Below are 20,578 nucleotides of genomic sequence, written 5' to 3'. Positions count from 1 at the left end.
GAACCCGTGTCACGCCCCACCGTCATCGCGATGTGGGCGCACCCGAGAGCGGTCTCCACGGCCTTCCTCCGCATGATGATCGAGCGCGGCGACGTGACCGTGGTGCACGAGCCCCTGGTCCTGCTCACCGACCACGGCGAGGTGTCCGTCCCGGACCCGGACGGCGGCACCGCGACGCTGCGCGACCCCGGTGAGCTGCTGGCCCACCTCGCCCGGCTCGGCGCCCGTCGGACCGTGTTCTTCAAGGACACCCTGGAGTACCACCATCAGCATCTCTTCGACCGTCCGGAGCTGATCGCCGGCTTCGAGCACACCTTCATCGTCCGCCACCCGGCCCGCACCATCGCCTCGCACCACGCGATCAAGCCGGAGCTGGCCTGCCGGGAGATCGGGTACGAGCATCAGTACGCCCTGTTCGAACTGGCCTGGAAGATCACCGGCCGGCGCCCCCTGGTCATCACCGCCGAACGGCTGCTCGCCGACCCGGCGGAGGTCGTCGCGGCCTACTGCGAGCGGGTGGGTCTGCCGTTCCTGTCCGAGGCGTTGAACTGGCGGCCCGGTGAACGGTCCGAGTGGCGCCGGAACCGTCGCTGGCACCTCGATGCCATCGCCAGCGCGGGGTTCGACGCCCCGGAGAAGGAGTACGCCGCCACGGTCGACAACGACGCACGGCTGCGCGGCTACTACGAGCACCATCTCCCGTACTACGAGCGCCTGGTCGAGCACGCGCTCTGACCCGCCCACCGCATGCCGCTCATCCCATCGGCACCACCTGCCCCACCGATCCCGAGGACGTACAACCGGATGACGACGACCCCTCACGCGACGAACACCACTGACACGACGAACACCTCCGCCACGACGGCCGCCACCGGTACGACGGCCACCGTCTCCCCGGGCGAGCGGTTCGCCCGGGCCTTCGCCGAGGACCCGGAGAAGGCCGAGGTCCGGTTCGACCACACCATCACCGACTCCTTCCAGCCGGGGAAGGACCGGCCACGGCTGACCGCCCGGAATCTGTTCAAGAAGCAGCGCGTCACGAGCGAGACCGTCCGGTCGTGGTTCGAGACCCGGCCGGACGCGCCGCACGCGTCCGGCGGGCTGCGGGAGAGCGCGTACCGGTTCGAAGCCGCCACCTACGCGGTACGGCCGATCACCGCGTGGGTGCAGATCCCCGACGCCCTCGGCGAACACCCGGACGCGCTGGCCCAGTTCATCGACCACCGCCTCATGGTCCGGCTCGGGACGGCGGAGAACCGCGCCCTGACCCTGGACGTCGTGGACCACCCGGACGTCGCGACCCTGCCGTACACCGGTTCCTACACCGCCGGGGTCCTCGCCGCCTTCAACGAGATAGAGCAGCAGGGCGGCACCGGCCACGCGCTGATGATCAACCCCCAGGACTACTACGGGGAGTTGGTGGGCGCCGGCAGCCTGCTGGCCGACCTCGCCCGCGAACAGGTGATGATCTGCCGCCACCGCCATGTGGCTCCCGGCTCCGCGCTGGTCGGCGACTTCGCCATGGCCGCGCGCCTGTTGGAGGCCGGCCGTTCGGTGATCAAGGTCGCGGAGCCCCCGACCGGCCTCTTCGAGCGACCGGGCACGGCCGTCTGCGCCGAGGTCCACGAGAGCGTGGCGGTGCAGCAGCCGACCCACTTCTTCCACGCGGTACGCGCCTGAGCGGACGCACCGTGGAGCGCGGGGGACGCGGGCGACGCGGGCCCCCGTCCGCCGCGCTCCCCGTCGGCCCCGTGTCGGCAGCCGCGCCCGGTCAGTTGACCTCCCGGTCCCGGCCGGTCCAGTACGGCTCGCGCAGCTTGAACTTCTGGACCTTGCCGGTCGCCGTCCGCGGGATGGCGTCCCGGAACTCCACACTCGTCGGGGCCTTGTACCCGGCGAGCCGCTCCTTGCAGTACGCGATGATCTCGGCCTCGCTCACGGCCGCGTCCCCGGCCCGCACGACCAGCGCCTTGATCGTCTCGCCCCACCTGGTGTCCGGCACCCCGATGACCGCGACCTCCGCCACCCCGGGGTGGCTGAAGATCGTGTCCTCCACCTCGATCGACGACACGTTCTCGCCGCCGGTGATGATGACGTCCTTCTTCCGGTCCGAGATCGTCAGATGTCCGTCCTCGGGGTCGAGCGTCCCGCCGTCGCCCGTGTGGAACCAGCCGTCCTCCAGCACGGCGGCGGTCTCCTCGGGCTTCTCCCAGTAGCCGTCGAGGACCACGTTCGAACGCGCCAGCACCTCACCGGAGTCCGCGACGCGGAGCTTCACCCCGAGCGCCGGCAGACCGGCCCGCGACAGCCTGCGCGCCCGCTCCTCGCCCCGCAGGCCGTCGTCCTCGGGCCGCACGCGGTTGAACGTCAGCAGGGGTGAGGTCTCCGTCAGGCCGTAGATCTGGGTGAACTCCCAGCCCAGTTCCTCATGGACGCGCTGGATCATCCGGCTCGGCGGCGGTGCTCCCGCGCACACGATCCGCACCCGGTCGCGCCCCGGCACCGGCCCGTCCCAGCCGGTCGCCGCGTCGAGGACCGCGTTCCACACGGCGGGCGCGCCGCACATCAGCGTCACCCCGTGTTCGTCGACCCGGCGCAGGATCTCGGCGCCGTCGACCTTGCGCAGCACCACCTGCTTGGCGCCGAGCCCGGCCATCACGAACGGCATCCCCCACCCGTTGCAGTGGAACATCGGCAAGGTGTGCAGGTACACGTCCCGCTCCCACGCCCTCGTGTGCAGCCCGAAGGTCAGCCCGTTCACCCAGATGTTGCGGTGGGTGAGCTGAACTCCCTTGGGGCGCGCGGTCGTTCCCGATGTGTAGTTGATCGTCGCGGTGGCGTCCTCGTCGGGGTGCGACCAGGGCCTCGGCTCCACCCCGAACCGCATCAGCTCGGTGTCGGTCTGCTCCCCCAGAGTGAACCGGTGCGCCACCTCGACGCCGGCGACCGTGTCCCGGACCTCGGGGTCGACCAGCAGCACCGAGGCGCCGCTCTGGCGCACCACGTACTCGATCTCCTCCGCCTTCAGCCGGAAGTTGACCGGCACACAGATCCGCCCGCTCATCGGCACCGCGAACAGCAGCTCCAGCAGACGGGCCGAGTTGTGGCTGACCACCGCCACCCGCTCGCCCTCCCCCACCCCGAGCGCGTCCAGTCCCGCCTGCCAGGCCCGTACCCGTTCACCCAGCCGCCGGTACGTCGACGGCGCCACCGGCGCCGCGGGCTGACCCGGCTCGTCGATCACCCCGGGGCTGTCGGCGAAACCCGCCTCCGCCCGGTCCAGGAAGTCGGCCACCGTCATCGGAACACGCATCTGTCTCCCCACTCGCCCTGTCCGCACGCCGCGTACGTCATGTCTCGTGCCTCATACGAGTTGTTACTCCCCTACCGCGTGCGCACGCCACTGGTCGCTCACCCGATCGGGTAAGGCCCCTCCCCGCGTTTTGTCACGTGGGTGGCTAGAACTCTCGGGTGCGCTGGTTCACGGTGGTTCCTCCTGTCCGCCCGATCCGTCCGGAGGGATCCAACAGTGAGACGAAGGCGATTCGTGGCAGGGACCGTCGGTGCCCTCGCGGGGACGGCGCTCGGCCCGTCCGCGTCCCGGGCCCACGTCCCGACGCCCCTCCCGCAGGACGGGCAGGACAGGCAGGACGGGCAGGACGCGCAGGCACCCGGAACGCGGGAATGGCAGGCCGTGCCGGCGCCCGGCAGCGTCCCCGCCGCGCAACTGCGGCGGATCGCCGCCGCCGGGCCGCGACTGGCCTGGGCCGTGGGCGAGGAGGAGCTGGGGGCGCAGACTCAGCAGCGGGCCCTGGCCATGGTGTGGAACGGCCGTGTCTGGCGGAAGAGCGACCTGTCACACCTGACGCACACGAGGATCGTCGATGTCGCCGGTGTCCACTCGTCCGCCGCGTGGGCCGTGGGCCATCCCACCGGCGACGGCAGCCCCCTGCTGCGCTGGGACGGCACCACCTGGCGCGAGGCCGACTTCCCCGGCCGGGGCGAACCGGACGTACGGATCAGCTCGGTGGGTGTCGGCCGCGACCGGCAGGTGTGGGTCTGCGGTGTCCGGGACGGCGCCGCCCGTCTGCTGCACGGCGACGGCCGGCGGTGGCGCTGGCTGGACCCGCTGCCCGTCGCGAGCGTGAACCTCTACCGGGTCGTCGTGCGCCGGCGGGGCGAGGTGTGGGTCTGCGGGGACCGGTCGAACGGCGGCGGCTGGTCCGGTCTCGTGGCCCGCTGGGACGGTGCGTGGACGGCGCTGCCCCCGGTGGTGGGCCTGCGGCTCGGCCTCGCCGACGTGCACGCCGCCGGCCCGGACGACGTATGGGCGGTGGGCACCGAGGCCGGTGTGGGCGGGCCGATCGGCCGTCCCGGCAACCCCGCCCTGAGTCACTGGGACGGCACGTCCTGGACCCGGCTGGAAGCCGGCTTCACCCTCGGGTCGCTCACCGGGATAGCGGGCGACGCCCGGGGGCGTGCCGCGTGGATCTCGGGCTGGAACTTCTCGGACCAGAGCCGCAGTACGTATCTGCGCCGGGACGGCGACACCTGGGCCCTCGCCCGGGGCCCGGCGGGCCCGGCCCCGGCGCCGTACCTCAATGACGTGACGTCGGTCCCGGGCACCAGGGCCTTCTGGTCGGTGGGCATGACCCGCCCCACTCCGTATCCGCCGACCGAGGCCTACAGCGAACGTCTCGGGGGCTGAGCCGGGCGGACTCCGCCGCGCGCCGCGCGACGGGGCCCGATGCCGACGTCCGGGTCCGTGCGGCCGACGGTGCGGCGCGCCTCGGGCCCCTGGGGTGCGGGCCGGGGAGGATCGGGTGGGGGCGGCGACCTCATGCTTTCCGCCGCCCGCCACCTGTCCCTCCTGCGAAGGGGTTCGCTCATGACCGCGTTCGACGACGCGCCGGGCGGTGGGCGCCATGACGGGCGCTACGGCGAGGCCGTCTTCCGTCCGGAACAGCCGGGCGAGGGAGAACGGATCGACTTCGGTGCCCTCGCCTACGACGACGTCACCCTGGCGCGGCTGCGGGACCTCGGCGTCGGCCCTGGGTGGCGCTGCCTCGACGTCGGCGCCGGCACGGGCACCGTCTCCCGTCGGCTGCTGGAGGAGGCCGGGGTCACGAGCGTGCTCGCGGTGGACCGTGACGTACGGTTCCTCGAAGCCCGGCCGGTCCCCGGGCTCGACGTCCTCCGGGCCGACGTCTCGGACCCGGCCTTCGCCCCCGGCCGATTCGGGCTCGTGCACGCGCGCTTCGTGCTGATGCACCTCCCCGAGCGCGACCGCCTGATCACGAAACTGGCCGAACTCGTCGCGTGCGGTGGGGTGTTGGTGCTCAGCGACGCGATCGACCTGACGAGCGACCGGACGCCCGGCACCCCGTACGCCGACGCCATGCGCGCGATGTGGGAGGGCCTGCGGGCGACCATCGGCACGGACGTGACCTGGGTGCCGTCGTACCCGCGGCTGTTGCGGGACGCGGGGCTCGGGTCCGTCGGCGCCGAGATCCATGTGCCGCCGTTGCTGCCGGGCAGTCCCATCAGCCGCTTCTGGGCGGACACTTGGGAGCGGAGCAGGACCGCCATGGTCGCCACCGGCCTGGTCGACGACGCGGCCCTCGACGCGGCGATCCGCTACCTGGGCTCGGACGCGTGCGCGGCGGTCTCGGCCGGCATGCTCACCGCCTGGGGACACAAGCCCGCGAACGGTCCGGCCGCGGCCACCGCGTAGCCGTACGCGTCCCCGCCCCGCGTTCCAGAGAGTGGACGCCTCTTGGTGTCGCGCTGCGGCTGGGGTAGAAAAGGGCCATGAATCCCGAGCCCTTGGTGCGACGCCAGGTCATCGACCTGTGCCGACGCCCGGGTTCGTGTTGTCGCTGAACCGACGCTCTCCCGCCCGCCCCGCCGTCCGGTGACTCACCCGGCGCGGGCGGTCCTCGCGCCCTGTCCCGGGGTGCTCTCTCCCGCTCGGTCCAGCACAGCTCTCGCTCGGGGCCGGCCGCCCACGTCGCCAGACGACGGCCGCGCATGTCCCGGCGCCCCACGGAGGACGCCACATGTCCGTAACTCCCCCTCTCTCCAAGCCTGATCGACCGGCAGCACCGGCGGACGCGGACGCCGGAACGCCCGCGCCCTCCGACGTCCCGGCACCCACGTCCGCCCGCGTCGACGTATCGCCCGATCCCCGTTCGCCCGCGCGGGGTCCGTGGGAGCGCGCCCGCCCCGTCGTGCTACCCGTCGGCTCGCTCCTGCTGTTCCTCCTCCTGTGGCAGGTGGTGGCGGCGAGCGGGACATGGAGCGAGACACTCGTGCCGTCACCGGCGAGAGTGTGGGACGCGTTCGTCACCGTGTCCACGACGCACGACGGTGTCCGTGGCTACAACGGCACGTACCTCGTCGAACATCTGGGCATCAGCCTGCGGCGCATCGCGATCGGTGCCGGTGTCGGCATCGCCCTCGGGGTGCTGTTCGGGCTGCGTGGGTGACACCCGCCGCCGTCCGCAAGGGGCTGTTCGTGAACCCCGGTTTCACCTCGCACATCGTGGGCGTCTCGGAGCACGAGAGCCGGGGCGTCCTCGACATCCTCTACGCCCATCTCACCAAGCCCGAACACGTCGTACGCCACCGCTGGCAGCCCGGCGACGTCGCCCTGTGGGACAACCGCAGCACGGCCCACTACGCCAACCGCGACTACGGCGACCGGCACCGGGTCATGCACCGCATCACGCTACGCGAAGCGACACCCCGGTCGGCCCCGCCACCGCACCCCGCTGACCGACCCCGGACGACCCCACGACCCCACGACCCACGACCCACGACCCACGACCCACGACCGAGGAGCGCACACACATGTCCGTTCAGGACACCACCGAGGAACTGTCCGCCTTCACCCGCGACTGGCAGGAGTGGCACACCGGGCAGGAGACCCGGCTCGCCGACCCGCACGGCTTCCTCGCCGTCACCGGCCTGCACTGGCTCGACCAGGAGCCGCAGCGCTTCCCGGACGCGCCGGGCGCCTGGTCGACCGGCGCCGAGGGGGTCGTCGTGGTCCTCGACGAGGGAGAGGGACTGGTCGTGGACGGAGTGCCCGTCCACGGTGAGCACCGCTTCGGGGTGCTCCCGGAGCGCGGCGGGGTGAACGCGGTCTGGGGCGAGGCCGTGATCGAGGTGGCCAGGCGCGGCGGACACGACATCGTCCGCCCCCGGCACCCGGACGCGCCGCTGCGTACCGCGTACACGGGTACGCCCGCCTATGCCCCGCACCCCCGCTGGGTGGTGACCGGCAGGTACACGGCCTTCGACGAGCCCCGGCCGACGACGGTGGGCGCGGCGGTGGAGGGCCTTGAGCATGTGTACGACGCGCCGGGCCGGATCGAGTTCGCTCTCGACGGGCGTCCCCTCGCCCTGACCTCGTTCCCCGGGCACGGGCCGGGCGGCCTGCTGGTGCTGTTCACCGACGCGACGTCCGGCATCACCACCTACGCGGCCAACAGGTCCCTCTCCCTCGCCCCGCCCGCCGCCGACGGCACGGTGGTCCTCGACTTCAACCGGGCGACGAACCTGCCGTGCGCCTACACCGACCTGGCCACCTGCCCTCTCCCTCCGGCCGAGAACCGCTTGCCGGTGGCGATCGAGGCCGGGGAGAAGATCCCGCACGAACGCGGCGGCGCCTGACCTCCGGGGCCCGGGAGTGGGCGGCGGCGCAGTACATGCCCGCCGCCCGATTCAGCCCATCGTGGTCACCGAACAGGTATCCGATGGGCTCGGGGAGAGCGGTGCGGTGCGGTGCGGGGACTGTCGCTGCCGCCCGGCAGGTGCCCATCAGGCCCGGTCCCGGGGCTGAGGCGGTGCGGCCTTGACGGCACACGGGGTTCCCCGTCACCTCAGGACCGCGGGAGGCGGGGCGTCGCGGCAACCGGGATTCGCTCTCGGCCGACGTATCGCGAATCGGTGAGTACCATCCGCACACAGCACGTTCGTTGTCGGGAAGGGAACCGCCATGACCGAGACGCCATCAGAGTCGACCGACCTCAAGACGCAGTACACCGCCCAGGTCGCCACCGACCTCGAGCGCAACGCCAAGGAACAGGAGCGTCTCATCGGGGAGATCGACGCTCTGCAGGAGCAACTCCTCAGTCTGCGGCAGGATCACGCCGTGCTGGTGAACATGCAGCAGGCGCTCGGCGTCGCGGCCCCCGAGCCCACGCCCGCGGCCGAAGAGGTCACGACACCCTCCGTGCCCCGGCAGAAGACCGCCCCCGCCCCGGAGGCCGGCAAGCGCACCCGGGCCAGGAAGGCCGAACCCTCGCAGGGCGGCAAGGGGACGAGGAAGGCGACCGCGACGCAGACCGCCGGCCCCAGGACGGCGACCACGAAGACCACGACGGCGAAGACCACGAGCCCGAAAACCGAGAGCCCGAAGGCCGAGAGCCCGAAGCCGACGGCCGCCAAGACCACGACGGCCACCAAGACCGTGACCACCAAGGCCTCGACGGCCAAGTCAGGGACCGCCAAGGCCTCTGACGACAAGGCCTCCACCGCCAAGCCCGCAGCCGGCAAGACTGCCGCGAGCAAGCCACCCGCCACGAAGACGGCGGCCTCCAAGACCGCGGCCAAGACCGCGACCGCGACCGCGACCGCCGAGAAGGCTCAGCCCACGCTCGTCGAGCTCATCCGCCGTCATCTCACCGAGCAGAGCGAGCCGCGTTCCGCGGCCGAGGTCGCCACCGCGCTCACCCAGGCGCACCCGGACCGCCGTATCCAGACCAACGTCGTGCGCACCACCCTCGAAGGTCTGGTCGCCAAGAGCAACGCCCAGCGCGTCAAGCAGGGTTCCTCCGTGTACTACACCGGCCCCGACGCCCCGGAGCAGGCCACCCCGCCGCAGCCCGCGTCCGAGCCCGCGCCGGCGGCCGACTGAGGCCGGTACGCGCGGATCGTCGGGGGCGAGCGGGTGGGCCGTCGGTCGATGCCCGGCGGGACGCGGCGGTGCGACTACGAAGGCCCGGCACCGTGTGACACGGTGCCGGGCCTCCTTCCTCCGCCCCTCAGCGCAGGTCTGTGGTGAGCCGGTACCGGCCCGACGGGATGCTGTACGAGGACACGCCGTCCGCGTGGCCGAGGAAGCGCACGCCATCCACCTCGGACAGCGGGGTGCCCCCCTCGCGGACGGCGTCCGCCGAGACGGCCGGGAGGCGCAGGGTGGCCTCGCTGTTCGCGGGCACGACCGCCTCGTACGCCAGGGTGCGGCCCTCGTCCCTCACCTCCCAGGCGCTGCGGATCTCGCCGTACGGCGAGTCGTACGTGCCGGTGACCCTGGTGATCCGTCCGGTGGGGTCGAGGTGGGGCCGCAGGAGGAAGCGCCGGAAACCGGGGCCCTCCGGATCGGGGGCGATGCCGGCCACGTAGGAGTACATCCACTCCATGATCGCGCCGTAGGCGTAGTGGTTGAAGGAGTTCATGCCGACCGGGCCGAACCCGGCCTCCTCGGCGTAGGAGTTCCAGCGCTCCCAGACCGTGGTGGCGCCGTTGCGCACCGAGAACAGCCAGGACGGCAGCGCGTCCTGGTACAGCAGCGCGTACGCCAGGTCGGCGCGGCCCTCGTCGGTGAGGACGGGGGCGAGGACGTTGACGCCGAGGAAGCCGACGGAGAGCGTGTTCTCGGCGTGGTGGACGCGGATGCTGTCCGGGTGCGCTTTCTTGTACGCCGCGTCGTTGCCGATGTTGTCCGCCAAGTGGCCTACGAGGGCGTGGCGTTGGGCCTCGGTCTCGTAGAAGCCGAGCTTGAGGACCCACAGCAGCGCGCTCTGGCTGTTGTCCTCGGTCCGCTCGTCCGGGTCGGAGCCGGGTTCGATCGGCGAGGCCTTGCCCAGGCCGGACCGCACGGTGACGCGATCGCCGTCGGTGCTCAGGTACGTGGCGACGAACGCCCGCCTGATGTTCCCGAAGAGCCGCTCGTACTCCTCGGCCTCCGCCGCCCTGCCGGTCGCGCGGGCCATCCTCGCCATCAGCTGGGCGGAGTAGCCGTAGTACACGTCGCTCATCAGCTGGGCGCTGGTCTTCTGCGGGGCGAGCCAGTCGCCGGTGAGGGACCCCTGTCCGGCGTAGGTGTCGCCGGTCTGCTGCCGGATCCAGTCCAGGTAGCGCGTCATCGAGGACCAGTTGCGCTCCACGACGGTGGTGTCGCCGGTCATCTGCCACACGGTCCACGGGAGGACGACCCCGCAGTCCGCCCAACCGCTGCCGCCGCCGGGGAAGTTGTAGCGTCCGCCGGGGGCCACGCCGGTGTACTGCGCCTGGTCCGCGCCGTAGATGGTCTGGGAGTCGACGACGGTGTCCTGGAAGTGGCTGAGGAAGACACCGGCGTCGGCGTTGTAGAGGCCGGTGGTGGCGAAGACCTGGGTGTCGCCGGTCCAGCCGAGGCGTTCGTCGCGCTGCGGGCAGTCGGTGGGCACCCAGAAGTAGTTGCCGCGCTGCCCCCAACGGACGTTGCTCGCCAGCTGGTCGGCGTCCGGATCGTTCGTCGTGACGGTTCCGGTCTCGCGCAGGGCGGAGGTGGCGACCTTGCCCGTCAGCCCGGTGATCGTGACGGTCTGCGAGGTGGTGACGGAGACGTACCGGAAGCCGTAGAAGGTCAGTGTGTCCTGATGGGTCTCGCCCTCCGGGTCGCCCTTGAGGATGTAGGTGCTGGTGGCCTCGGCGCTGCGGAGGTTGGCCCGGTACAGCGAGCCCTCGGGGCCGTCCGCGCCGGCGCTGTCGTCGTTGAGCATCTCGCCGAACCGGAACTCGACCTGGGCGCCGGCCGGTCCGCGCACCCCGTAGCGGGCCACGCCGACCATGTTCTGGCCGAGGTCGAAGACGGCGGTCTCACCGGCGGAGAGGGTGATCTCGGCGCCGGCCGCCCGCGCGGGGTCGGTCACCGTGCGGGCCGGGTCCACGACGACGCGCCCCCGGCCATGGGGGCTGGCGTCCTCGCCGGTGACTCCGGTGGCGACGGTGACGGATCGCGGCCGCTGGTCCCAGCGGTCGACGAAGCGCGCGCTCTCCCCCGGGTAGGCGATCAGCCGCACATCCGGGTACCGGTCCTCGAAGGCGACGCGTTCCACGTCCGTCCAGGCGCTGTCGTCGAACCCGGGCGCGGTCCAGCCGGTCGGCTCGCGGCGGGCGTCGTAGGTCTGGCCGTCGTAGATGTCGTCGGCCCGGTGGGGGCCGGTGTCGGTGGCCCGCCAGCCGTCGTCCGGGCGGGTGACGACGGTCTGCGTGGTCCCGTCGGTGTACTCGACCAGCAGCTTCGCCTTGACGGCGAGGGCATTGCCGTCCGGCGCGTAGTAGGTGCTGCCGTCGGAGACCCGGCCGTTGTACCAGCCGTTGCCCAGGACGACCGCGAGCGTGACCTCGGACGCGTGGCGCAGGTGGCGGGTGATGTCGTAGGTCAGGTAGTCGACGCGGGTGTCGTAGTTCGTCCAGCCCGGTGGCAGCAGTTCGAGGGTGGGGGCGCCGTCCTGGTCGACGGTCACCCGCTCCCCGTTGACGTGGGCCTCGTACACGCCGAGGGCCGAGAGGTACAGCCGCGCCTCGCGCACCCGTCGGTCTCCGCCGACGTGGAGGGGTGCCTCCTTGCGGAGCATGGGCGCGCCGGCCGAGCCGGGGGTCTTCCCCCGCATCCCGATCCACTGCGCGCCGTCCCACCCGGTCACGCCGTCGGTGCTCATCAGACCGGTCTCGAACACGGAGGTCGCGCTGCCCGCCCGGTGGCCCTCGGCGTCCCACACGGCGACGGACCAGTGGTAGCGGGTCGAGGGCCGCAGGGGTTCGCCCGCGTAGGGTACGGCGACGCAGTCGGCGGAATGGACCTGTCCGCTGTTCCAGACGTCGGCGTTGCCGGCGGTCAGCCGGGCCTCGGAGCCGGCGACGAGGATCTGGTACGACCCCTGCCGCCAGCCCCGGGTGGCGGATCGCGTGTGCCACCCGAAACGCGGGTGGTCGGCGTCCACACCGAGGGGTTCGGTGCGGTGTTCCACGGTGAGCCCCCGTACGGGGCCCTCCTGCGGGCGGGCGGAGGAGGCTCCCTCCGCCGCGCTCGTTCCTTCGGCCATGACACTGGCTCCTATCGACATGGCACCGGCTGTTCGGTCTCTCGGGTTCTGGTCACGGCTCGCGGGTGGTGAACGTGTGCCGTCCCGAGCCGACGACCCGGGCGGGGTGGCCCTGGGCGGGCAACCGGATCTCGGCCGTGGTGTTCGGCGGGAGCTCCACGTCGAGCCGGAAGCGCCCGTTCTCGCGGGTCCAGCGGGCGGACACCACGCCGTACGGGGTGCGATAGCTGCCCTCGGCATGGGTGAGGTCGCCGACGGGGCGGGGGTCGATGACCAGTTCACGGTATCCGGCGCCGCCGGGCACCTGGCGGATGCCGACGACACCGCTGTGGAACCACTCCTCGATCTGCAGCAGGATCATGTGGTTCTTGGAGTTGCCGATGCCCCAGTCCTCGGGAATGGTCGTCAGGCCCCGGGGGTTGGCGGTGGTGGGCGCCATGAAGTGACCGTAGCCCGGGCGGGTGTCCTCCTGGAGGACGTCCCACAGGAGGTCGTCGTGACCGCCCTCGTGCAGGGCCCTGACGGTCGGCGCGAGGCCGATGGTGCCCCCGCTGAAGTGGGGCCCGCCGCCGAACGGACGGTGCGCGTGGACCAGTTCGACCAGCGCCTGGAGGACCCTGCCGCGCTCGCCGTCGGGGACGAGTCCCTCGTCGAGCGCGAGTGCCTGCGCGGCCTGTGTGGCTCCGGCGGCGCCCCGGTCCCCGTCGGCGGTGTACCGGCCGAGGGCCTTGTTGTAGAAGGCGTCGTTGAACGCGTCCTTGATGGTGTCGGCGAGGTGGCGGTACTCCGCCGCGTCGGCGTCGCGCCCGATCAGGGCCGCCATCCGGGCCATGCGGTCGGCGACCTGGTGGTAGCCCCAGGTGCCGGTGATCCGGCCCGAGGTGTTCTCGCCGGCGATCCAGTCGGCCAGGGCCGCGTCCACGAGGTGGGCGTCGGCGCCGGTGCCCGCCTTCCTGGTCCGGATGTAGGTCAGGAACTCCTGCATCCGGGGGTAGTGGCGGCGCATCGTCTGTGTGTCGCCGTAGGTCTCGTACGCCAGCCAGGGCACCAGGACGATGCCGTTGCCCCAGTTGATCTCGTCGCCGAAACGGCCGGTGTACCCCCAGTCGTACACGGGGGCCTTCAGCGCCACGTTGCCGATGTTGTCACCGGACCGGGACTGGCCCTCGACCAGGTGGCGCTGCATGGTGCGCAGGTAGGCCGCGTAGCCGAAGGTGCGGTGCACGGCGCCGAAGGGCTGGACGTAGTCGGCGGGATAGGCGAGTTTCTCCCGGCCGGGGCAGTCCGTGAAGGTGGACATGACGTTGCTCATGATCGAGTAGCGGGACATGCGGTGCACCCGGTTGATCCGGTCGTCGGAGGTGCGCAGGGAGCCGGCCTCAGGGACGTCCGCGTGGATCTGCAGCCCGGTCACCGTGTCCAGGGTCGGGACATAGCCCTCCGGCAGGCCGGTCACCTGGAGCCACTGCATGCCGAAGTAATGGAACTGAGGGTGCCAGCGCTCGCCCCCCTCGTCGCCGTGCGTCGTGTAGGCGGCGAACAGGTCGGTGCCGCGGGCGGGGCCGCCGCCCATGAGCGACGCCTGGTCGACGGTGCCGTCGGCCTTCAGCGACTCGGCCGGGTACAGCTTGACCGTGGTCCCGGCCGGGAGCGGGCCGTCGAGGTCGAGCAGCGGCCAGCCGGCGAAGTTCTGTCCGAAGTCGAAGACCCAGACGCCGGAACGCGCTTGGGTGACGGCGACCGGACGGATCCTGTCGACGATCCTGAGCGGCTCGGCCGCCCGCCACACCAGTTCGGTGGTGAGGTTGGGCGGTGGTGCGATGCCCGCGTCGGTCCAGCCCATGGTTGTGCCGTCGCGCCGGCGTGCCGACGCGCGGAGGTCGGCGCCGGGCGCGGTCCAGCCGGGCTGTTCGCGGCGGGCGTCGTAGTCGGAGCCGGAGTACCAGCCGGCGGTGACGGTCGGGCCGAGCGCCGCCCGCCAGGAGCGGTCGCTGACGACGGTGTCGACCGTGCCGTCGGCCCGTGTGACCTCCAGGCGGGCGATCATCCGCGGCGGGACGGCCGCGCCCGCGCTCGGGTCGACGCCGGCCAGGGAGTTGCCGGAGCCGACCACGACGGCGGCGCTGTCGTGCGCGGCCAAGAGGCCGGGCTCGAAGGAGATGCCGGTGCCGTCGGCGCCCGCGGTGCCGATCGCGGTGACCGTCCGGGACTCCATGCGCTCGCCGCCGTCGCCGGTGTCGATGCTGACGGTGCCGCCGACGTGGAAGTTGGCGACGCTGCTGACCCTGACCGAGGTGGCGCCCCGGGCGACGGGCGCGACGAGGGTGCCGGTGCCCTTGGTCTGGCTCTGCCACCAGCTGTAGGGGGCGGTGCGGCCGGTGGAGGGGTTGGTGACGGACCGGGTCACGAGCGCGGTGCCCTGGCCCAGTTCGACGCCGAGGGTGTTGTCCCCGGGGCGGACGAGGCGGGTGACGTCGTACGTCCGGTACTCGGTGGAGAGCTGGTAGTTGGAGTTGCCGGGGGCGAGCACCTCGTCGGTGACGGGTTCGCCGTTGAGGTGGGCCACGTGCAGTCCGATGCCGGACAGGTACAGCCTCGCCCGGACGACCTCGCCGCCGCGCGGGCTCACCCGGAAGGCGCGCGCGAAGACGGGCAGGGGCTGGTCGAGGGTGCGGCCCGGGTACTCGATCCAGCGGGCCTCGCCCCAGTCGGAGCGCTTGAGCAGGCCGGTCTCCCAGGTGGCGGGCCGGCTCCACTGGGTCGGGTGGCCCTCGGTGCTCCAGACCCGCACCTGCCACACCACCCGCCGGCGGGAGGCGAACGCGGGCCCCTGCCAGGCGATGTCGGTCTGGTCCGGGGAACGGACCTTGCCGCTGTCCCAGAGCAGGTGCGCCCGGTCCAGGTCCTGTTCCGAGCGCGCGGCGCGGATGCGGTAGGCGGCCTGGATCCAGCCCGGGTGGGCTCCGGTCACGCGCCAGCTCAGGCGGGGGGCGGGGTCGTCGACGCCGAGTGGGCCGTCCTCACGGCCGTCGACCGCGAGCCCGGTGACTCTCGCCCCACGGCGGTCGTCCTCCCCTTCGGCGTGGGCCGCCGCCACGGGCAGCCCGGGAACGACGGGCGAGGCCAACCCCGCCGCGGAGACTGCCATCGTGCCCACCACCTGTCTACGGCTCAACGCCTCACTCGGGACGTCGGGCATGCCGAACCTCCGGTCGGTTGTTCGCTGTCGGTCGAAACGTTTCGTTCAGTCGGCCTGGGTGCCGTCGGTCAGCTGCCGGACTTGTAGTCGGCGTCCATGTCGTCGAGGAGCTTCTCGGGCGTGGACTGTCCGCTGAAGATCTCCTGGAGTCCGCTCAGCATGGTCTGCTGGACCTTGGGGTTCGGCCAGAGCTGGTCCATGAAGGGGACGGTGCGGTCGGACTTGATGAACTCCGACAGTTCGGCGAGCGAGGGGTCCGCCGCGAAGCCGGTGTCGGACAGGGACGGCAGTCCGCCCTGCTTCTTGACGAAGGTGTTCATGCCCTTGGCCGACATCACGAAGTCGACGAACTTCAGGGCCAGTTCCTCGTTCTTCGCCTTGGCGTTGACGCCGTATCCGGCGCCCGCGGCGGCGGGTATCAGGGTCTGCGCCGGGTCGTCGGTGGCCGGGAGTGCCTTGAGCGTGAACGTGGCCTTCGGGTTCTTCTGCTTGAGCAGGGCGATGACCCAGTTGCCCTGCACGATGCCGAGGGTCTTGCCGGTGGCGGCGAGTTGCTGGCTGGCCTCGTAGTTGGTGCCCAGCGGGTTCTTCTGGAAGCAGCCGGTCTTCTCCATCGTCATGTACTTGTCGAGGGCGGTGGCCCACGGCGACTTCGCGAAGGTGACCTCGCCGGCCTGCATCTGCTTGTCGAAGTCCCGGTCCTCGCCGTAGACGGTGGTGGCGACGAGGGAGTACTGGACGAGCTGGGTGACCCAGTTGTCCTGGTTGCCGAGCGCGAAGGCGGGGGTGCCCTTGGCCTTGGCGGCCTTGCAGAAGGCCAGCAGGTCCTTCCAGGTGTCGGGGGCGGTGAGTCCGGCCTTCTTCAGGGCCTCCTCGTTGTAGACGGCGCCGATGCCGTTCTGCCCGAAGACCGCGGTGTAGGTCTTGCCCTCGTACTGGGCGACGGACTTCATCGCGTCCGGCAGCTTCGCGGCCCACGGCCGGTCCGACAGGTCGCGCAGATAGCCGGGCTTGGCGAGCACGTACGTGGCGGCCGGGTTGCCGTTGCCGGGCCAGACGGACATCACGTCGGGCGCGGTGCCCGAGGACAGCTGGGTGCGGATCTGCTGCTGGTACTGGTCGGCGCCGCTGGTGGTGTACCGGACCTTGACGCCCGGGTTGGCCTTCTCGAACGCCTTGACGACGTCCTCGATCGAGCCCTGGTCGACCGAGGCGACGGTCAGCGTCTTCGAGCCGCCCGAGCCGCTGTCGGAGCCCGCCTCGGTGCCGCCGCTGCAGGCGGCGAGGACCGCCGTGGACGTGATCGCGGCGATCAGGACCGGGAGTGTACGTGTTCTCATGAGATCCCCCTCGGGGAAGGTGCCACCGGACGTGAGGGACGGTCGGGCGTCGGGGTCATCCCTTCAGCCCTCCCGCGAAGCCGTTGATGATGCTGCGCTGCAGCACGAAGTAGACGAGCAGGACGGGCAGGATGCTGATCACCAGCGCGGCGAAGATGAGGTTCCAGTCGGTGACGTACTGGCCGACGAAGCCCGCGATCGCGACCGGCAGGGTCTGCTGGGCGCTGCCGCTGAGGTACAGCAACGGGGTGAAGAAGTCGTTCCACACGGCGACCGTGTTGAGCACGAGGGCCGTGACGGTGATGGGTTTGAGCATCGGCAGGACCACGTACCGGAAGCTCTGCAGGGGTGTGCAGCCGTCGATCAGGGCCGCGTCCTCGAAGTCGCCGGGCAGGGCGCGCAGGAAGCCGACGTAGAGGAAGACGGTGAACGGCACCTGGAGGCCGGCGTAGAAGAGGACCAGTGCCCAGGGGGTGCCGAGCAGACCCAGGTCGCGCATGGTCTGGTACAGCGGCAGGGAGGCGAGCTGGAAGGGGAGGGCGAGGCCGAGGAGGATCGTCAGATACGTCCCCCGGGACCAGCGGGCGGTGATCCGGGCCAGCGGGTAGGCGGCGAGCGACGACACGGCCAGTACGACGACGACGCTGCACGCCGTCACCAGCAGGCTGTTGGCGAGGGCCCCGCCCAGCGCGCCCTGCTGCCAGGCCTGGGTGAAGTTGTCGAGGGTGGGCGAGGTGGTCGGGCTGATCGGCGATGAGGTGTCCGACGCGGGGCGTACGGCGAGGTTGACCAGGACGTACACCGGGAAGCCGACGAACAGGGCGGCGGCGATCATGGCCAGTTCCAGCGCCAGGGTGCGGCGGCCGTAGCGGTTCATGACGCGGCCCTCTCGTTGCGGGACAGGGCGGCGTACTGACCGGCGGAGACGACCGCCACGATGATCGTGAGGACGACGGCGAGCGCGATGCTGTAGCCGAACTCGCCCAGGGTGAAGGCGTCCTTGTAGATGAGGGTCGAGATGGTGTCGGTCGCGTGTCCGGGCCCGCCGCCCGTCAACGCGTAGACCTGGTCGAAGAGTTTGATCCCGCCGATGATCGACAGCATCAGGTTGATGGTGAGGGCCGGGGCCAGCAGCGGCCTGGTCACCGACCAGAAGCGGCGCACCGGGCCCGCCCCGTCCATGGACGCCGCCTCGTGGATCTCCTTGGGCACCGACTGGAGCCCGGCCAGGAAGATGACCATGGAGTAGCCCGCGTACTGCCACACGGTCACCCCCACCACCGACCACAGGGCCAGCTCCGGGTCGCCGAGCCAGTCCTGCCGCGATCCGCCCAGTCCCACCGCGGCGAGCAGGCTGTTGACGGCGCCGTCCGGGCCGAGCAGGTTCCGCCAGAGGTAGGCGGTCACGATCGGGGTGATCACGGCCGGCGCGAACAGGAACACGCGCAGGATGTTGCGGGACCTGATGGCGGAGTTGACTCCCAGGGCCAGCAGCAGCCCCAGTCCGTTCTGGACGACCGTGATCGTCACCGCGATCAGCAGGGTGTGCCAGACGGCCTGCTTGGCGTCCGGGTCGTCGAGCATGGCGGCGAAGTTGTCCAGGCCGACGAAGGAGAAGTCGAGGTCGAGCCCGTCCCAGTCGGTGAAGGCGTAGTACACGCCGCGGACGCTCGGCACCAGGACGACGAAGGCGAAGAGCAGCATCGCCGGCAGGGCGAACCACCACGGCGGGGCGTTGCGCGCGGCCCGGGGCCGTGTGTCCGGTGCTGCGACCGGAGGCCGGTCCTTGTCGACGAGCCGCTTGTGCGGGACCAGAGCCACCGACGAACCCCCTCTCTTGAAACGATTCACATCACTTGCTGTCTCGATCCGCCGGTCCTCGTCGGCGTGGAACGGGTCCGGCCGCGCGACCGCCGTGCGGTGCTGAATGGAGGAGCGGCCCGCTGTCGGGCCATGGGAATCGCCACGGATTTGGGTAACGTTTCCCAAAGGGTGTGGCCAGACCTTAAGGAGCGTCCCGCGTGACGTCAAGATGTCGCGCGCATCGCGGCGGCGTCACACGGCCGGCGCCGCCCGCGCCCCCGGCACTCTCGCCCCATGAGACCCGGACACTCGTTCGACCTGCGCGTTCCGGCCTACACTGCGGCCGGACGATCCCCGAGAGGCAAGGACCGGATGGAGCCGACAGCACAGCAGCGCAGGGTCACCATCGTCGATGTCGCGCGGCACGCCCAGGTGTCCGTCACCTCCGTCTCCAAGGTGCTGCGCAACGCCTACGGGGCCAGCCCCGAGATGCAGACCAGAGTGCGCCGGGCGATCGAGGAGCTGGGCTACCGGCCGCACGCGGGCGCCCGCGCCCTGCGGGGGCAGACCTACACGATCGGCGTGATGCTGCCCGACATCCGCAACCCGTTCTTCCCGGAGATCCTGGACGGCATCACCGACTCGCTGGAGGAGACCGACTACCAGGTGCTCCTGGGGCCGGGCTGCAACGGGGAGAAGGCCGAGGCCCGGGTCACCGAGGCGATGATCGACCGGGGCATGGACGGCCTCGTACTGGTCGCCCCGGTCTCGTCGCGCGCCCACCTGGAGCATGTCGCCGGCGCGGTCCCCACCGTGGTCGTCGGCCGCCACGGCTCCTCCGCCGCGTACGACACCGTGGCCGACGACGACATCGAGGGCGCGGCCCTGGTCGTGGGTCATCTTGTCGCTCTCGGGCACCGCCGGATCGCCCATGTGGAGCACCACGAGACCGATCGGACCCGGCTCGCGGAGATGCCCAACGCCCGGCGCGCGGACGGGTACCGGCAGGCCATGAGGGCGCACGGACTGGACGATCTCATCGACGTGATCTCCACCAGTTACAGCCAGGAGGGCGGTCACCGGGCGGCCCAGGAGTTGCTGTCCCGCCCGTCCGACGCCCGGCCGACGGCCGTCTTCGCCGGCGCGGACATCGCCGCGTTGGGCGTGCTCGACGCGGTGGCCGAGGCCGGTCTGTCCGTGCCCGGCGACCTCTCGGTGGCCGGCTACGACAACACCACGTTCGCCGCCTACGGCCCGATCTCGCTCACCAGCGTCGACCAGTGCGGCCAGGAGATGGGCCGGAACGCCGTACGCCTGCTCCTGGAACGGATCACCGACCGCGCCCGCCCGTCGACCAAGGTCATCCTCTCCCCCCGGCTGGTGGCACGCCGGTCCACGGCCCGCTCCACGGAGTGACCCCCGGGGCGGGGAGTCGCCGGCCATCGGCCGCCGATGTACGGATCTTTTTGGGAAACGTTACCCAATCGTTGGGGCGAGAACCGGTCGACGCGGCGGAGGGACGGGAGACGCTCGTGACCGAGCGGGGCGCCGGGTCTCCCCCGCCCCCTCACCCCGGCATGATCGGTACGGTGGCTGTCGGGATCTGGATCGGGACCGGGAGAGGGGCGGCACGGCCGTGAGTGAGCAGGCGAACATCAGTACGGCGAAGGAGGCCGCCGACGACGAACTCGTCCTCGCGTTCGGGCGGCTGCAGGGGGCGGCCAACCGGCTGGAGTACATCCTCGGGCGGGCCCTCGAAGTCGAGTGCGGCATCAGCCATCTGATGTTCGAGGTGCTGCTGATCCTCGGGCGAGCGGGTGAGCCGGGGCTGTCCATGCGGGCCGTCGCCCAGGAGCAGGTGCTCACCACCGGCGGCGCCACCCGGCTGGTGGACCGCATGGAGGCGGCGGGTCTGGTGACCCGGGCGGAGTCCCCCGCCGACCGGCGCGGGAAGCTGGTGCGGCTGACCCCGCTGGGCGAGGAGACCACGGTGCGCGCCGCTCATGTCCACGTCGAGAACATCAGGAAGTACTTCCTGAACCCGCTCCCGGAGGCGGATCGCGCGCGGTTCGCGGAGGACCTGCGCATCCTCAGCCACACGGCCAGGGACGTACTCCCCCGACTGCCCTGACCCCACC

At 71.7% G+C, this 20,578-nt stretch carries 14 protein-coding genes and 2 pseudogenes; 10 read left to right on the top strand and 6 right to left on the bottom strand.

Going from position 1 to position 20,578, the window contains the following annotated elements:
- The first annotated feature begins 6 nt into the window (after positions 1-6).
- On the top strand, positions 7-735 hold the full coding sequence (locus HW837_RS23710) for a sulfotransferase-like domain-containing protein (protein ID WP_193380234.1): 729 nt from the start codon (positions 7-9) through the stop codon (positions 733-735).
- A 69-nt stretch (positions 736-804) separates the two neighbouring features.
- On the top strand, positions 805-1,680 hold the full coding sequence (locus tag HW837_RS23705; RefSeq protein WP_193380233.1) for a family 3 encapsulin nanocompartment shell protein: 876 nt from the start codon (positions 805-807) through the stop codon (positions 1,678-1,680).
- A gap of 91 nt (positions 1,681-1,771) precedes the next feature.
- Here the strand turns inward: HW837_RS23705 and HW837_RS23700 are convergent, their stop codons facing one another.
- Positions 1,772-3,313 (bottom strand): AMP-binding protein, encoded by a 1,542-nt coding sequence (locus tag HW837_RS23700; protein WP_045555517.1) that lies wholly within the window; start codon positions 3,311-3,313, stop codon positions 1,772-1,774.
- 234 nt (positions 3,314-3,547) lie between these two features.
- Between HW837_RS23700 and HW837_RS23695 the strand changes: the two genes are divergently transcribed.
- From HW837_RS23695 to HW837_RS23670, 6 genes and pseudogenes are all read left to right on the top strand, one after another.
- The gene (locus HW837_RS23695) at positions 3,548-4,708 is read left to right on the top strand and encodes a hypothetical protein (protein WP_193380232.1); all 1,161 of its coding nucleotides are present in this window, start codon (positions 3,548-3,550) and stop codon (positions 4,706-4,708) included.
- 180 nt (positions 4,709-4,888) lie between these two features.
- Entirely contained in the window at positions 4,889-5,734 is an 846-nt protein-coding gene (locus HW837_RS23690) for a class I SAM-dependent methyltransferase (RefSeq protein WP_193380231.1), read from the top strand.
- Between the two features lie 325 nt (positions 5,735-6,059).
- Positions 6,060-6,479 (top strand): annotated as a pseudogene (locus tag HW837_RS50385) (hypothetical protein); the annotation flags it as partial.
- Positions 6,446-6,777: pseudogene (locus tag HW837_RS23680) on the top strand (TauD/TfdA dioxygenase family protein); the annotation flags it as partial. The pseudogenes HW837_RS50385 and HW837_RS23680, both read left to right, overlap by 34 nt.
- 75 nt (positions 6,778-6,852) lie before the next feature.
- Positions 6,853-7,677, top strand: a complete 825-nt coding sequence (locus HW837_RS23675) for a DUF1684 domain-containing protein (RefSeq protein ID WP_193380230.1) — start codon at positions 6,853-6,855, stop codon at positions 7,675-7,677.
- 325 nt (positions 7,678-8,002) lie between these two features.
- On the top strand, positions 8,003-8,923 hold the full coding sequence (locus tag HW837_RS23670) for a hypothetical protein (protein WP_193380229.1): 921 nt from the start codon (positions 8,003-8,005) through the stop codon (positions 8,921-8,923).
- Between the two features lie 127 nt (positions 8,924-9,050).
- Here the strand turns inward: HW837_RS23670 and HW837_RS23665 are convergent, their stop codons facing one another.
- From HW837_RS23665 to HW837_RS23645, 5 genes are all read right to left on the bottom strand, one after another.
- The gene (locus HW837_RS23665) at positions 9,051-12,098 is read right to left on the bottom strand and encodes an alpha-L-rhamnosidase (protein ID WP_237270311.1); all 3,048 of its coding nucleotides are present in this window, start codon (positions 12,096-12,098) and stop codon (positions 9,051-9,053) included.
- A 52-nt stretch (positions 12,099-12,150) separates the two neighbouring features.
- Complete coding sequence (locus HW837_RS23660) at positions 12,151-15,246, bottom strand: family 78 glycoside hydrolase catalytic domain (RefSeq protein ID WP_237270310.1); 3,096 nt, start codon at positions 15,244-15,246, stop codon at positions 12,151-12,153.
- A 119-nt stretch (positions 15,247-15,365) separates the two neighbouring features.
- Entirely contained in the window at positions 15,366-16,637 is a 1,272-nt protein-coding gene (locus HW837_RS23655) for an ABC transporter substrate-binding protein (protein ID WP_193380226.1), read from the bottom strand.
- Between the two features lie 55 nt (positions 16,638-16,692).
- Entirely contained in the window at positions 16,693-17,514 is an 822-nt protein-coding gene (locus tag HW837_RS23650; protein ID WP_045555523.1) for a carbohydrate ABC transporter permease, read from the bottom strand.
- Entirely contained in the window at positions 17,511-18,458 is a 948-nt protein-coding gene (locus HW837_RS23645) for a carbohydrate ABC transporter permease (RefSeq protein ID WP_313895564.1), read from the bottom strand. The genes HW837_RS23650 and HW837_RS23645 overlap by 4 nt, the downstream gene beginning before the upstream one ends.
- A 354-nt stretch (positions 18,459-18,812) precedes the next feature.
- On the opposite strand from HW837_RS23645, the gene HW837_RS23640 reads away from it, so the two are divergent.
- Together HW837_RS23640 and HW837_RS23635 are read left to right on the top strand one after the other, a co-directional pair.
- On the top strand, positions 18,813-19,856 hold the full coding sequence (locus HW837_RS23640; protein WP_045555525.1) for a LacI family DNA-binding transcriptional regulator: 1,044 nt from the start codon (positions 18,813-18,815) through the stop codon (positions 19,854-19,856).
- Positions 19,857-20,076: 220 nt separating this feature from the next.
- Complete coding sequence (locus HW837_RS23635) at positions 20,077-20,571, top strand: MarR family winged helix-turn-helix transcriptional regulator (RefSeq protein ID WP_045555526.1); 495 nt, start codon at positions 20,077-20,079, stop codon at positions 20,569-20,571.
- Positions 20,572-20,578 lie beyond the last annotated feature (7 nt).

The sequence above is a fragment of the Streptomyces caniscabiei genome, assembly GCF_014930365.1.
GTDB classification, from domain to species: domain Bacteria; phylum Actinomycetota; class Actinomycetes; order Streptomycetales; family Streptomycetaceae; genus Streptomyces; species Streptomyces caniscabiei.
Note: the sequence above shows the minus strand (reverse complement) of the source record. Positions and strands in the feature narration are given on the sequence as shown.

Bases quoted from the DNA above. Each gene is read 5' to 3' on its own strand.
- HW837_RS23700 (WP_045555517.1), bottom strand. From the start codon at position 3,313: ATGCGTGTTCCGATGACGGTGGCCGACTTCCTGGACCGGGCGGAGGCG.
- HW837_RS23675 (WP_193380230.1), top strand. From the start codon at position 6,853: ATGTCCGTTCAGGACACCACCGAGGAACTGTCCGCCTTCACCCGCGAC.
- HW837_RS23670 (WP_193380229.1), top strand. From the start codon at position 8,003: ATGACCGAGACGCCATCAGAGTCGACCGACCTCAAGACGCAGTACACC.
- HW837_RS23640 (WP_045555525.1), top strand. From the start codon at position 18,813: ATGGAGCCGACAGCACAGCAGCGCAGGGTCACCATCGTCGATGTCGCG.
- HW837_RS23705 (WP_193380233.1), top strand. From the start codon at position 805: ATGACGACGACCCCTCACGCGACGAACACCACTGACACGACGAACACC.
- HW837_RS23655 (WP_193380226.1), bottom strand. From the start codon at position 16,637: ATGAGAACACGTACACTCCCGGTCCTGATCGCCGCGATCACGTCCACG.
- HW837_RS23690 (WP_193380231.1), top strand. From the start codon at position 4,889: ATGACCGCGTTCGACGACGCGCCGGGCGGTGGGCGCCATGACGGGCGC.
- HW837_RS23665 (WP_237270311.1), bottom strand. From the start codon at position 12,098: ATGGCCGAAGGAACGAGCGCGGCGGAGGGAGCCTCCTCCGCCCGCCCG.
- HW837_RS23650 (WP_045555523.1), bottom strand. From the start codon at position 17,514: ATGAACCGCTACGGCCGCCGCACCCTGGCGCTGGAACTGGCCATGATC.
- HW837_RS23660 (WP_237270310.1), bottom strand. From the start codon at position 15,246: ATGGCAGTCTCCGCGGCGGGGTTGGCCTCGCCCGTCGTTCCCGGGCTG.